Source organism: Petralouisia sp., from assembly GCF_056822245.1.
Genome location: NZ_JBQIOP010000072.1, coordinates 1 through 14,456, shown reverse-complemented (window position 1 = coordinate 14,456; position 14,456 = coordinate 1). Strand labels below are relative to the sequence as shown.

Genomic DNA, 14,456 nt, shown 5'->3' with positions numbered 1-14,456 from the left:
GTCCTGGGTGACTTGTATGAGCTGCTTTTGAAACAGGCGGAGCCGGAGGCGCAGAATATCGCTACGGCGCTGGAAATCTACGTCAATGGCTCCCTGAATGTGTTCAATCACCGTTCCAACATTGACATGAACAACCACCGGGTACTCTGCTTCCAGTTAAAGTCTCTAGGGAAGGCCCTGAAAGAGATCGGGCTTCTCATTATGCAGGATGCCGTGTGGAACCGTGTCACCGCCAACCGCTCCAAACATAAGACGACCTGGTTCTATATCGACGAATTCCATCTCCTTTTGAAAGGCCAGACCGGAAGTTTCAGCGTGGAAATCTGGAAAAGATTCCGTAAATGGGGCGGCATACCCAGCGGTTTGACACAGAATGTAAAGGACCTGCTGGCCTCCCGTGAGATTGAGAATATCTTTGAAAACTCGGATTTTATCTACATGCTGAACCAGGCCCAGGGGGACCGGCAGATTTTGGCGAAACAGTTGGGAATTTCCCCGCACCAGCTTTCTTATGTAACCCATTCCGGCCCTGGTGAGGGGCTTCTGTTTTTCGGAAATGTGATTATCCCCTTTGTCGATCATTTTCCGAAAGACACCCTGTTATACAGCGTACTTACAACACGGCCTGATGAAGTGGCAGGTGCATAAATTCCCGAAAATAAAAATGACTGGAGGTGATAACAGTGCCGCGGGAAAAAGAATTTCAGAGGAAAAAGAAAGATACCCGGATGCCGGTCCGTGATTCCCATGCGGAGGAACGTATGGACACCCGGCAGAGCGAACAGGATTTTAACCTGCTGCGGGTCAGGGACGCCCCTTCTTCTTCGGGAACGGCCCGGAGCCGGAGGTATGAAACCGCAGCACAGCAGGCAGCGGATGATACACAGCCTTTCAAAGCGGATGTACCGCAGCAGGCGGATATTTCCATACCGGAACATTTGGAAAGCAGGGATATGGACCATGAGCCGGCACGGGCACCTGAAACACGGAACCCTCTGGAACCGGGAACTTCTGCACCGGAACCGCGCCGGAGGGATTTCAGATATGTGGATTCCCGGCGTGAGGATTCTGACAGCGGCAATTCTGATATAGGGCACTCCACGCAGGGAGAATCCAGCCAGACAGAACGCCGCCACCGGATGCACCAGCACGGCAACAAATACCAGCAACGTTTCCAGGAGGCGGCAAAAGCCGAGGAACCAAAGGAGAAACCACCGGAGGCAGCCGAAGGAGAACCAAAACGGCCTTCCAAGCTGGAATTTACCGCTGACGAACTCCCACCAGAGGCAAAAGATACAAAGCTCACCAAAGCCCGGAGGAAAGCGGAACGGACAGCGGAAAAACTGGAGCAGGCGGAAAACCGTCTGCCTGCCCGCCGTAAGCTGCGGATGGAAACATCTTCTGATCCTGATACGGGTAAGGCCAAAAAACGCCTGAAATTTGAAAAGGAGGTAAAATCCCAGCGGGCCCATGTAAAGGGTTCTGTTCCGATGCGCCCGGTAAAAGTCGGCGCAAATATGGCGGTTGGCTACGCCCACAAAAAAATCTATCAGGCGGAAAATGAAAATGTCGGCATTAAAGCGGCCCACCACACCGAGCTTGTAAGCGAGTCGGGGCTGCGCATGGCATATCACAGGCATAAGACCGCGCCATACCGCAGGGTGGCAAAGTTACAGCAGAAATCAGCCAGGGCCAATGCCCGGCTTGCCTACCGGCAGGCATTACAGGACAACCCGGAACTGAAGAAAAATCTTCTTGCCCGGATGTGGCAGAAACAGAAAATAAAACGCCAGTATGCCAAAGCAGCCAGAGAAGCGAAAAAAGCGGGAAAGCGCGCAAAGGACACCGCCGTTACCACGGAGAAGATCGCTGCCGGTGTGGTTCATGCCATCAAGCGTCACCCGGTCATATGCGGAATCATGGTTCTGCTCCTTTTGGTATTTTTCCTGATTACCTCCCTCTTTTCTTCCTTTTCTAATCTGGGAACCGGAGGGCTGGGGAGCCTTGCTGCCTCTACTTATCTGGCAGACGATGCGGACATCAACAATGCGGAGCTTGTCTATACCGAGTGGGAAACGGACCTGCAGATGCAGGTCAACCGTGTGGAATCGGACCGGCCCGGTTATGACGAATACCGCTATAACATCGGCCCCATTGAGCATGACCCTTATGTTTTAATGGGGTATCTCACCTCTGCGTATCAGGATTTTACCTATACGCAGATCGAGAGCGTCCTCCGGGAGCTTTTTAACGGGCAGTATTCCCTATCCTTCACGGAGGAAACGGAAATCCGTTACCGGACAGAAACAAGCATTGACCCAGAGACCGGCGAAGAAACCGAAGAAGAAGTGCCTTATGAGTGGCACATCTTAAATGTAACGCTTACTTCCACACCGCTTGAAAACCTGGTGGTTTCACGTATGGACGCAGACCAGAAGGAAGTCTGCGAGATTTTATTGCAGACCAAAGGCAACCGGCAGTATGTAAAAAATGTATTTGGCACGAACTGGCTGCCCTATGTCACCAGCTACTACGGCTACCGGGTACACCCGATCAGCGGGGAAAAGAACTACCATACCGGCGTTGACATTGGGATGCCCCAGGGCACGGAGATTTTGGCCGGGCATGACGGCACGGTCACGCTGGCAGGAAACGCAGGCGGCTATGGCCTGTGCGTCGCCATTGAGGGCGAGGCTTACGAGGGGCACTCCCTTACCACCAAATACGGCCACTGTTCGCAAATCTTAGTATCTGCCGGACAGGAGGTAAAAGCCGGGGATGTGATCGCAAAGGTCGGCAGTACCGGAAATTCCACCGGGCCGCACCTGCACCTGGAGGTATTGGTTGACGGCCAGTATAGGAACCCGCTGTATTTCGCCGATACCGGCGATACCAGTGAGCGGCATCTGCCGGCAATAGGCGCAGGCGGCGGAGGGAATTATTTTGACTATGATGTTCCACCGGAGGCCCTTGCGGATGAAAAATTTGCCGCTATGCTTGCGGAGGCTGAAAAGTATTTAGGCTATCCGTATGTGTGGGGCGGCGCAAGCCCTTCCACTTCCTTTGACTGTTCCGGGTATGTTTCCTGGGTAGTCAATCACTGTGGCGTGGGCTGGAACTTCGGACGCCTGACCGCAGACGGACTTTTAGGCGTGTGTACACCTGTATCAAGCGCGGATGCAAGGCCCGGCGACCTGATTTTCTTCCAGGGCACCTATAACACCAGCGGCGCAAGCCATGTGGGAATCTATGTGGGTAACGGGATGATGATCCACTGTGGGGACCCGATCTCCTATGCGAACATCAACACAAGCTACTGGCAGCAGCATTTTTATACATTTGGGCGTCTGCCCTGACAGATTGGAGGTAACAAATTGAACCCTAAGATTGAAAAATTGGAGAAAGAGATTGATAAGACGAAAACCAAGATTGCGGAGATGCAGGCCAGGCTCCGCGACCTGGAAAAACAGAAAACGGAGCTGGAGAACACCGACTATGTGGCGATTGCCCGCAGCTTCCATCTGACGCCCCAGCAGTTGGCCGAATTTCTGAAATCGCAGCAGGCCGCTCCGTCCGGGGATGGCCCTCTGCAGAAACAGGAGGATAGGAATGAGGACTAAAAAAATTTCTCTGCTACTGGCGCTTGTGCTTGTCATAAGCGCCATCGCTTTGCCCCTGACGGCTTATGCCGCTGGGGCCAAAGATACCACACCGCCGGAGCTTGCGGCTTCTCTGGACGGCGGTACGCTGAAAATAGAAAGCAGCGACGACAATTCCGGCGTGGAGGCAGTCTTTGTGGACGGGAACCGTATCAACTCCCTGACCAATGGGGCGGCTTCCGTCACCTTAAAGGATTATGCCGGCACAGGAAAACAGGTAAGCGTGTACGCCCAGGATTATGCTGGGAACCGCTCAAAGACCGTGAAGTTTGAAAATCCCTATTATGAGGAACCGGCGCCCACGGAGAAACCTGCTGCCACGGTACCGCAGAACCAGAGCAGCACGCCGGTAAAACCGGCACAGGCCCAGGCTGCTTCTTCCGGCAGTACCAATCATAACGCCCAAAGCAGCAATTCCGGCAGCAATAATTCCGGGAACAGTTCTAATACGGTTACCAATACCGGCAGCAATACAACCTCCGGCACAAATGGCGGCAGCTCCAATTCCCAGGGGGAAACAGGAACCACTTCCTCCATCCCGGATGGCGCGTTTACCCCGGATGGCACCGGCACAGTGTTAGATACAGCCACCGGCGAAGGTGACGATAAGCAGTTTTACACGATCACCACCGAGGCCGGAAATGTATTCTATCTTATCATTGACGGAAAGCGGGACGATAACAACGTCTACTTTCTGAACGGTGTTACCGAAGCTGACCTGATGACCCTGGCGGAAAAGAATGAGGGCACCATGAGCGTGATCCCGGCAGAGGACGTCTGCACCTGTACGGGTAAATGCGAAGCCGGCGAAGTCAATACCGCCTGCCCGGTATGCAAAAATGACCTGAAGGGCTGTGCCGGAAAGGAAAAACCTGCGGAGACAGAGGAACCCGCACAGACCGAACCGCCGAAAAAGGACAATGGCAGCGCCGGCACGATTATCTTTATTATCGTTGCCTTGCTTGCGGTAGGAGGCGTTGGTTATTATGTGAAGATCGTCCGTCCGAAGCAACAGGCAGAGGGTGACGAAGATTTCGAGGATGACGGCTACGGCGAAGGATTTGACCCGGACGAAGCCTATGGAGAGCCGGAATATCTCTCCGAAGATGATTTTGATGACAGGATCAATAAGGAACAGGAGGACAGCGAGTAAAGCTGTCCTTTACTATTTTAAGAAAGCGAGGATTTTTCATGGAGAAAACAAATACCCATTACCGCAGCGGCGTAAAGCGACTGCTGGCATTTCTGCTTTGCGCAGTATGCGTCTTTGGGCTCATCCCTACGCAGGCGTTCGCGTTTTCACCGGGACAGAAAGCAAGCTCTTGGCTGGGCGATCAATATGTAGGGTCTGACGGGCAGCATTATTATGCGCCGGCGCCTTACACCTACCTTGTTTACAATTCTGATGGAACGATGGATGTGCGCAGCAGTTCCGGGGGCAATGCTTACCGGCACTATATGCTGACAGCTTCGGACGGGAGCAGCCAGCAGGTGTATTGCGTGGAAAGCGGCATTGCCTATAACACTTCTGACAATACCTATACATCGGAAAGCGGCACCAACAGCAATTACTTAAACCTGCTGCCTTCCGAGGCAAGACGGGGGATCACCCTCACGGCGATTTACGGCTGGAAACCCGGCGCCTCCCTTCCTGTTTCCGGCATTAACGAGGACGACTATAAAATGGCGACGCAGATCATCCTCTGGGAGTACCAGCAGCAGCTTCGGAGCGACCCTTACAGCCGGCACGGGAACGGCCACGCAAACGCCGGCCAGTATTTCAGCGTGATCGCCGGACGTCCTGCGGAAAAAGCCTACAACTGGATTTTGTCACAGGTTGCTTCCCATTCCACGGTTCCCTCCTTTACTTCCACGAAGAAAAGCGGAGCCCCGGAACTGGAACTGAAATGGGACACGGAGAAAAAAATTTATACCCTGACCGTCACGGACACCAATAACCTGAAAATCAATCTGGAGACTTTGAAAGGCAGTGGTGTTTCCGTCACAAGAAACGGGAACAAGTACACATTTACCAGTAAGAACATGATTATGGACCCTGTGACCTTTGAATTCCGGAAGGATATTCCGGTTGCCAACGATATGCTGATCTGGGGCCGTCCCGGTTATCAGACCATGATGACCGGCGCCAGCGACCCGGTTTCCTTCTTTACAAAAGTCAAAACCGAAACCTACGGTACCGCAAAGATTGTCAAGACCAGCGAGGACTGCATTGTGTCGGGGATTCCTTTCCAAATCTCCGGCACGGACATTTTGGGAAATAAAGTGGATGAAACTGTCACTACCGGAAAAAACGGGCAGATCAAAGAAAAGTTGCTGCCCGGTACCTATCTAGTGAAAGAGCTGCCGGTGGACCGTTATGTTACCCCTTCTGCACAGTATGTCACCATTGAAAGCGGACAGACCTCCACGGTGCATTTCAGCAATATCCTGAAAAAATTCCGCATCCATGCGGTAAAGAGTGACGCTGATACCGGAACCGCCCAAGGCGACGCCACCCTTGCCGGGGCAACCTACGGAATTTATAACAATGGCGAACTGGTAGACACCTACACTACCGGGCCAGACGGCAGCTTTATGACCCGCTACTATGTCTGCGGCGATAACTGGACTATCCGGGAGATTGAACCGAGCACCGGCTACCTCTTAAACGATACGGTCTATGAGGTGGGCGCTTCCCCGACCCTGTATGAAGTGGAACTGAACACCACCGAGAACCAGGTGACAGAAACAGTTATTTACGGAAATATCCAGCTTGTAAAGCATACGGACGACCTGGACCCGGATGTGTCCGGGGATGAAAATACGGACGAACCCAATGAGGGCGTCATTGAGCGCCCGGAGGTCGGTGCGGTCTTTGAGGTTTACCTGAAGGCGGCAGGCAGTTATGACGCAGCAAAGGAAAGTGAACGCGACCTGCTGACAACGGATAATGATGGTTTTGCAGCTTCCAAAATGCTGCCTTATGGCCGTTATATGGTCCATCAGGTAGCCGGTGAGGAAGGGAAAGCGTTTATCCCAGACTTTACGGTCTTTATTTCCTCCAATGGACAGACTTACAGCTATATCCTGAATAACCGCGCCATCACGGCACGGCTGAAAGTGGAGAAATGCGACGCGGAGACCGGCAATATTATCCCGATGACGGGTACCGGCTTCCAGATCAAGGATTTGTCTACCGGGGAATTTGTCACCCAGGATATTTATTATCCGAACCCGGAAACCCTTGATACTTTCTATGTTTCGGATGAAGGCTGGCTGATGCTGCCGGAGCCTCTGCACACTGGGGATTATGAGCTTTACGAGGTGGCGGCGCCTTACGGGTATGTATTATCCAGTGAGCCGGTGCCGTTTACCATTGACGGCAGCGAGGCCGTTGTCACGGTTACACAGTACAATATGCCGCAGAAGGGACAGTTTGTCATCACCAAGACCGGCGAGGTATTCGCTTCCGTCCAGGAGAACGATGGCCTGTACCAGCCGGTGTATGAAGTGGCCGGGCTTCCGGGTGCGGTCTATGACGTGATCGCGGATGAAGATATTTATACCGGCGACGGTACGCTCAGGGCGGCAAAAGATACCGTTGTGGAAACCCTTACCACCGGGGAGGATGGAATCGCCCAGAGCGGGCTTTTGAACCTGGGCCGCTATCGTCTGGTAGAACGCCAGGCGCCGGAGGGGATGGTCTTAAATACCCAGCCGGAATACGCCGAGCTTACCTATGCGGGTGAAACTGTGGAAGTGACGCAGACCGCCATCGGACTTTATGACGAGCGCCAGAAGGTGGATGTGAGCCTGTTCAAAGCACTGGAAACGGACGATCTTTTTGGGCTTGGCATGAATGAGGAATATCAAGATATTTCTTTCGGGCTGTATGCGTCCGCTGACCTGACGGCTCTTGACGGCAGCGTCATTCCGGCGGGCGGGCTCCTGGAAGTGGTTTCCGTTGACCCGAATGAGGCGGGCGGCTATGACGCTTCCTTTGCCTCCGACCTGCCTTTTGGCAGCTACTATGTGAAGGAACGCACCACAAACAGCGCCTATATCCTCTCTGATACCGAATATCCGGTTATCTTTGAGTATGCCGGCCAGGACGCGGCGCTGGTGCAGATTCTTGTAAATGAGGGCGAGGCAGTTTCCAATGACCTGCTGCGCGGGCGTGTGGACGGCGTGAAAGTCGGTGAAAACCCGGAGGGCGGCGAAGATGTGAAGCTGGCCGGTGCGGTTATAGGACTGTTTCAGCCTGATACGGAAGAATTTACCGAAGAAAACGCCCTGATTACTGTTACCACTGCCGAGGATGGCGGTTTTTCTTTTGAGAATATTCCTTACGGCCACTGGATCGTAAAGGAAATTTCCTCTCCGGCGCTTTATACGGTAAGCCCCGAACAGCACCATATCTATATCGGTGTGGACGGCCAGAGAATTGAGATTAAGGTGGAAAACACCCTGATCCGCGGCAGCATGCAGGTGATGAAAACCGAAGCCGTGGACGAGCCTTCTTCTGTGGAGAAGGAGGACAAAGAGAATAACACCTTCCTGCGTTTCCTCTCCGGCGCAGTATTCGATCTGTATGAGGACGCCAACAGCAACAAGGAATTTGATTCCGAAGATACGAAGATCGGCACGCTGAAAGAATCGGATGCGGGCTACCACACAGCGGAAAATCTTCTGGCTAAAGGTTATTTTGTGAAAGAATCAAAAGCGCCGGAGGGCTATCAGCTTGACGAAAACGCCTACTATTTTGAGATTACCGAGGACGGCCAGGTGGCGGTTGTGGAAAACGGCGAGGCCGGACGGGGCTTTACCAATGAGGCGTACCGCGGAAATTTGAAGATTACAAAGGATTCCAGCGACGGGCGCAAGGATGGGTTTGCTTTTGAGGTTAAGAGTGCGGACGGCTCCTACTGTGAAACCTTTACCTCCCCAAAATCCGGCGTGATTGAGGTCAAAGGGCTGCGCGTTGGCATTTATACCGTAACGGAAATCTCTAACCGGGCAAGCAGGGACTATATCATTCCTGACGCAGCCACGGTGGAGATCAAGGCGGATGAAACAGCTACGGTCCAGTTCTTCAATGAAAAACCGGAGAAGCCGGAGGAACCGAAAACGCCTGAAAATCCGAAGGAGCCGGAGAAACAGAAAACACCTTCCACCCCTTCTAATCCAACAACCCCAACTAATCCGGAAAAGACGGTACCGCAGACCGGGGATGATAATTTCATTTTCCTGTATGGCGGGTTTCTGGTGCTGGCTGTGATGGTTGGCGGGCTGTTTACGGTATGCAGGTGCAGAAAAGGGAGGTCCAGGGAGATTTCCCCGAAAACAAAAGCTGCCAACGTTGCAGTAATTTCCCTCTGTGCGGTGCTGGCTCTCGGCAGCGGGTTCCTGATGATTCGCGACCTTAGCCAGTATTCAGAGAGCGCCGGAGTCTATGAGGACATTGCTACCAATGTAAAGCTGCCGGAGCAGACCGTAGCGCCGGAGGACGATAACACGGAAACGGAATCTGCCGAGGAGAACCCTTCTGTGGTTCTCCCCGCAGTGGATTTTGAAGCTCTTTGGGAAACCGGGCCGGACATCATCGGCTGGCTCAATCTTCCTGATACGGTCATTAACTACCCGGTGACGCAGACAGATGATAACGAGTATTACCTGCGCCATCTGTATGACGGTACCTATAATAAGACGGGCTGCCTGTTTGCAGACTATGAAAATAAGAAGGATTTTTCGGACCGCAATACCATTATCTACGGCCACAACATGCGGGACGGCTCCATGTTCGCCACGCTGAATGAGTATAACGAACAGAGTTATTTTGACGGACACCCGCAGATGTACCTTGTCACCCCTGGCGGCGGCTATGTCGTGGAGATTTTCACGGCATTTGTGGCAAGCCCCGGAGAGTCCGGCAGCGACACCTCCCCCTGGAGGCTTGGCTTTAAGGATGACGGGGCCTACACCACATGGCTTTCTGAAATGGCGGATCGGTCTGTCATTGAAACCGATGTTACGGTGACTTCCAGTGATAAGGTGCTGACCCTTTCCACCTGTACGCCCGGAGGCAAGAGCCGCTTTATCGTCATGGGAAAGCTGGCGGCTGTAAACGATTAACAAGAATATTGGAAACCGGTGCGGGGGCTGTCTGCTCCCGCACCTGCTATTTAGGAGGATTTTTCTATGGTGAATGCCATTATTTCAATACCCGGCTACGTCCATCTGTACCGCTCCCTTTTGCGGTTCTATGATATGCCGGAAAATGAGGTCCGGGAAATGCTCTATCTTCTGAACACGGCAAACCTGGACTGCTATGAATATTACCACCCGGAACGTGATGTGATCCAAAGCGGGCCGGTAGCTTTTAGCGGCTGGCTGGAGCATAAGGACTGCCGCCCTTACCGGACGGAGGTACAGCTTTATAAATCCCTGCTGTTCTTAAAGCGCAGCATTGACCGGGATTTAGTCGTGACCTCACAGCGGGAGGCGCTGCAGACCCTGCGGTGTATTATCTCCAACCTGGAATACCGCTTCTATAAAGCGTATGGCATGGAGTTTGAGGACAAGCGGACCGTGTACGGGGAATGTACCTACCACATGGTACCCAGGGAGGACGAGCCCAGCGTGTGCCTGATGCATGACTGGATTTACCTTCCCAGCGCATAATGCCGGGAACTTTATACAAATTTGTCCCGGATAATAGATAAAATTCAGGACAGTTCATTTTCAAAGGAGGGATGCCATATCACACAAAATGAAGTCAATGCTGCCTTTGACGAGCAGGTGGCTTTATGCAGGGAAATCCTGCAACGAAAGACCAAAGAATACACCGGGGACGATACGGACCGGCTGGGGGCTTTTAAGGCGGCGGCAGCTTTGCAGCATACCACGCCGGAGCGCGCCCTTGCCGGGATGCTGGCGAAGCATATCGTCTCCCTGTATGACATGTGCTTTGACGGTGATACGGATTACGATATAAGCACATGGAATGAAAAGATCACAGACAGTCTTAACTATCTGTTTTTACTGAAAGCCATTGTAAAGGAGGGACATACCAATCAACCGAATTGAAGTAAAAATATTAAACTGCCAGGCGGTTGCAGAGGCCGAGAAAAACATGGTCTTTGCCGCCCGTCTCACGCAGAGGGGCCACCGGATTTCCACAATGGATGATCTGATGGCCCTTTATGAAAAATCATTCAGCGAGAATACCGTTGCGGCAATCGGAACTCTCCCGCACCCCACGGTCCAAAAATTTGCGGTAATCACTGTGGCCGTTGTGGGGGCAAGCCGGCGTTTTCTGGCACAGATCACCAGACATCAGAATGAAGTAAAGTTTATGAGCGCGTCCTTACAATACAGCAATTATGCGGGGCAGGCGGATTTTGCCGTACCCTATGAGATTCTGACCGCCCCGGCTGCGATCCGGGAACTGTACTTAAAAAGCTGTCACGAAGGTATGGACTGTTACGGAAAGCTGTGTGCCGAGGGAATCGGCCATGACGCGGCGGGCTATGTGACGCCCCAGGGACTTCGGAATGTGCTGATGATCAGCGCCACGCCCTATCAATGGAAACATATCATCGGCCAGCGGGTATGCCGGCGCAATACGGACGAAACCCGGATCGTGCTCCTGAAAATCTGGCAGGAGCTTTATACACTCAGCCCAGCGCTGTTTTCCCCCGGTCTTACAGGAACGTTCTGCCAGCGGGACAAATGCCTGGAGGGGAAAATGACCTGCGGCAGAAAAATAGATGCCGATATGACGCCGGAGGAGCTTCTGAAAGCGGACTATCCGTCACTTTGGGAAGGAGACGGCGCATGAAGATTAAACTGATCGACTTTGGCGTGCCGGAGGACCGCCGCCCATTCCGTCCGCATGGGAACGATGCCGGCGCGGATGTCTACATGCCCTATGACTGCACTTTGCAGCCGGGCGAGATTGTAAAGATTCCTCTTGGGTTTGGGATCGAGGTGCCGGACGGATATGCAGGGTATGTGTTTCCACGCACCAGTATGGCAGTAAAAGGGCTGGTCTGTGAGCTGCCGCCAGTGGATTCCGGCTACCGTGGTGAAATCCACGCGATTATCAGTAATGTAAGCAATCAGACACGGGAGCTTTCCGAAGGTTCCCGTGTAGGTCAGCTTGTGATTACCCCGGTTGTGATTGCGGACTTTGTTTCGGAGCTTGGCGAACAGCGCGGCACAGGCGGATTTGGAAGTACAGGAAAATAAAAAAGAGTATTTTGGGAGTAATTCTTGGGTTATCGCCGGTAGTGGGATTGGGCATATCAGGAGGATTGCCGGGTACAATAAAAGAAGGGCAGCAAAAAGCGGCCAACGCCTTGGCCGCTTATTTTCTGCCATTGAGTTCTTTCATAATTCCCAGGATATAAGAAAGCGATCTGGAATCCAGTTTTTTTGCCTCTGCAATAAATTCCTGCAGGGCCTGCGGGTCCGGGTTCCCTTCGTCAAAAAATTCCTGGGGCGTCACGCCCAGATATTCACAGATATAAAGGAAAGACTGCATGGAGGGAAGGGACTTTTTGTTTTCAATGTTGTTAATGTAATTATTTGCCTGTCCCAATGACAATGACATATCACGCGCAGACACGCCTTTCCCAGTTCGCAGCTTTGCCAGCCGTTCCGGGATGAAATCATCATACAACGCCTTCACCTCCCATCCTGTAATAGATTGTACCTCACGCCCCTTTATTATTCGCAAATATAAAAAGGGTATTTACGTTGATATAATAGTTTTAATCTATTAGAATATAGGAAAGTGAAAGAATAAATCTACCAGACGGAGGAAAGGACAATGAGAAAAAAGACCTGCTGTGTCACCGGGCACAGGTATTTACCCCAGAAAGAGATCAACTATGTAAAGGCGGCTCTGCGGCGTGAAATTGATTCTGCTGTTGCGGACGGGTTTACCCGTTTTATGAGCGGTTTCGCGGACGGTGTAGATCAGTATTTTGCGGAGATCGTGCTGGAGAAGAAAAAGACGAATCCGGCACTGGAGCTGATTGCTGTCATTCCCTATCAAAAGCGCTTGGACAGCCTGATGGAAAAGGGCCGGACTTATGAAATGCTGGAGGTCTGTGCGGATGTAGTAGTTATGCAGGAAAAGTACCACCCCAGCGTCTATTCCCACCGGAACCGCTACATGACAGAACACTCGGACCGGGTGATTGCTGTGTATGATGGGAGGGAAAAAGGAGGCACAGTGCGGACAATCCGGTTTGCGCACCAAATGAAAAAGGAACTGCGGGAAATCCCTGTCGGGGAGATTATTCTGCCAGGACAATCCGCAGCGAAAAGAAAATGAAAGAATGAATAACTGATACTTGATGATACGCTCACTTTTCGGTGGGCGTTTTTCTTTACCAATTTTTTAGGAGGATTTTTTATGTGGAACATGATTACACACTTTCTTACATTCACCGGGGGAATGTCTGCCGGCGTTGTGCTGATGTGTCTTATGCAGGCCGCAAAGCAGGAAGATGAATGGTTAGAAAACAGAAAACGGGAGGAAAACGAATGAATCAGGAATTTGCAGAAAATATCAAAAACCATATCCGGGAATATCTGCCGGCGGATTATCAGGATGCAAAGATAACCCTTGAAAAAGTCACCAAAGGAAATGATCGGACTCTTACAGGGCTTATTATCCGAAAGGATGATGAAACAGTTGCACCGTCCATTTATCTGGAACACTATGAGGAACAGTTTGGCAAAGGCCGCCCAATGGACGACATTATGAAGGAAATTGCACAGATAAAAATGGAAAACAGCCTGGAGCTTCCTATTGATGTGAGGGGATTAGAGGATTATGAAACAGCCCGGCCTCTGCTTGCTGTCCGTCTGTGCGACCCCGAAAAGAATCAGGAATATTTAAAAGATAAACCCCATACCGCATGTGGGGAACTGGCGGCAACCTATCGGATTCAGATCATGGAGGACAGCAGCGGAACGGCTTCCGCTGTTGTTACAAATGATATGTTGAATCTTTGGGGCATTACACCAGAGCAGCTTCACCACGATACGGTGGCAGCAGAAAATGCCCGGAATCCTGTTTGTTTATACACAATGGATGATGTAATGTCAGAAATAATGCTGTCCGTAAAGCCTGAGAATCTTTTTGAACAGACGGAACCATTAGAATCTGAAATGATGCCTATGTATATCCTGACAAACCATAATAAAGTAAATGGCGCCGGGGTTCTGGCAAGAGACGGCGTGCTGGATAAAATCGGCGAGCTGCTTGGTTCTGATTTTTATGTCCTCCCATCATCGACCCATGAAGTTATCCTTGTGCCGGATAACGGGAACATGCAGACTAAAGAACTGGAGGATATGGTAAAGGAAATCAATGCTACTCAGGTTGCGCCGGAGGATCTGCTCTCTGATAAGGTGCAGTATTATGACCGGGCAGCAAAAACCCTGGGACGAAAACAGGAAAAAGGACTTTTAGAGCGTCTTTCTGAAAATAAAGCAAAGGTACAGGAAAGAGAGGCAAAAGCACCAAAAGAAAGACAGAAAACCAAACAAGAACCGAGCTTATAAAGGGTAGCTGCTATGCTGCCTTTTTTAATTCAAAGAAATGGAGGTTACAGGAATGAAGTTAGTAATTGCGGAAAAACCCTCTGTCGCCATGTCGCTGGCGGCGGTCCTGGGCGCAAATGAGAAAAAAGACGGCTACCTGGAGGGCGGCGGGTGTCTGGTGAGCTGGTGCGTGGGGCACCTTCTGGAGCTGGCGCAGCCGGAGGCTTACGGGGAACA

General features: G+C 51.8%; 13 protein-coding genes and 1 pseudogene. 13 read left to right on the top strand and 1 reads right to left on the bottom strand.

Going from position 1 to position 14,456, the window contains the following annotated elements; genetic code table 11:
• The 9 genes from ACTO17_RS18545 to ACTO17_RS18505 all read left to right on the top strand — a co-directional run.
• Positions 1-648: VirB4-like conjugal transfer ATPase, CD1110 family (locus tag ACTO17_RS18545; protein ID WP_482558983.1), on the top strand; the 648-nt coding region annotated here is incomplete at its 5' end.
• A gap of 35 nt (positions 649-683) precedes the next feature.
• Positions 684-3,356: a CD1108 family mobile element protein gene (locus tag ACTO17_RS18540; protein WP_482558982.1), complete on the top strand. Its 2,673-nt coding sequence runs from the start codon at positions 684-686 to the stop codon at positions 3,354-3,356.
• An 18-nt stretch (positions 3,357-3,374) separates the two neighbouring features.
• Positions 3,375-3,620, top strand: a complete 246-nt coding sequence (locus ACTO17_RS18535; protein ID WP_482558981.1) for a DUF4315 family protein — start codon at positions 3,375-3,377, stop codon at positions 3,618-3,620.
• Positions 3,610-4,812, top strand: coding sequence for a DUF4366 domain-containing protein (locus tag ACTO17_RS18530; RefSeq protein ID WP_482558980.1), 1,203 nt, complete (start codon positions 3,610-3,612; stop codon positions 4,810-4,812). The genes ACTO17_RS18535 and ACTO17_RS18530 overlap by 11 nt, the downstream gene beginning before the upstream one ends.
• A gap of 38 nt (positions 4,813-4,850) precedes the next feature.
• On the top strand, positions 4,851-9,791 hold the full coding sequence (gene srtB, locus ACTO17_RS18525) for a class B sortase (RefSeq protein WP_482558979.1): 4,941 nt from the start codon (positions 4,851-4,853) through the stop codon (positions 9,789-9,791).
• Between the two features lie 66 nt (positions 9,792-9,857).
• A complete protein-coding gene (locus ACTO17_RS18520) occupies positions 9,858-10,340 on the top strand; it encodes a hypothetical protein (RefSeq protein WP_482558978.1) in 483 nt (160 codons plus the stop codon).
• Between the two features lie 21 nt (positions 10,341-10,361).
• Positions 10,362-10,745 (top strand): hypothetical protein, encoded by a 384-nt coding sequence (locus ACTO17_RS18515; RefSeq protein WP_482558977.1) that lies wholly within the window; start codon positions 10,362-10,364, stop codon positions 10,743-10,745.
• The gene (locus tag ACTO17_RS18510; protein WP_482558984.1) at positions 10,732-11,499 is read left to right on the top strand and encodes an FAD-dependent thymidylate synthase; all 768 of its coding nucleotides are present in this window, start codon (positions 10,732-10,734) and stop codon (positions 11,497-11,499) included. Before ACTO17_RS18515 ends, ACTO17_RS18510 begins: the two co-directional genes overlap by 14 nt.
• Entirely contained in the window at positions 11,496-11,909 is a 414-nt protein-coding gene (locus tag ACTO17_RS18505; protein WP_482558976.1) for a dUTP diphosphatase, read from the top strand. Before ACTO17_RS18510 ends, ACTO17_RS18505 begins: the two co-directional genes overlap by 4 nt.
• 118 nt (positions 11,910-12,027) lie before the next feature.
• Here ACTO17_RS18505 and ACTO17_RS18500 read toward each other — a convergent pair whose 3' ends face one another.
• Positions 12,028-12,342 (bottom strand): helix-turn-helix domain-containing protein, encoded by a 315-nt coding sequence (locus ACTO17_RS18500; protein WP_482558975.1) that lies wholly within the window; start codon positions 12,340-12,342, stop codon positions 12,028-12,030.
• Positions 12,343-12,492: 150 nt separating this feature from the next.
• Between ACTO17_RS18500 and ACTO17_RS18495 the strand changes: the two genes are divergently transcribed.
• The 4 genes and pseudogenes from ACTO17_RS18495 to ACTO17_RS18480 all read left to right on the top strand — a co-directional run.
• A complete protein-coding gene (locus ACTO17_RS18495) occupies positions 12,493-13,002 on the top strand; it encodes an SLOG family protein (protein WP_482558974.1) in 510 nt (169 codons plus the stop codon).
• An 81-nt stretch (positions 13,003-13,083) separates the two neighbouring features.
• Positions 13,084-13,218, top strand: coding sequence for a DUF3789 domain-containing protein (locus tag ACTO17_RS18490; RefSeq protein ID WP_074925882.1), 135 nt, complete (start codon positions 13,084-13,086; stop codon positions 13,216-13,218).
• Positions 13,215-14,240, top strand: a complete 1,026-nt coding sequence (locus ACTO17_RS18485; protein ID WP_482558973.1) for a DUF5688 family protein — start codon at positions 13,215-13,217, stop codon at positions 14,238-14,240. Before ACTO17_RS18490 ends, ACTO17_RS18485 begins: the two co-directional genes overlap by 4 nt.
• A gap of 52 nt (positions 14,241-14,292) precedes the next feature.
• Positions 14,293-14,456, top strand: a pseudogene (locus tag ACTO17_RS18480) (DNA topoisomerase III); the annotation flags it as partial.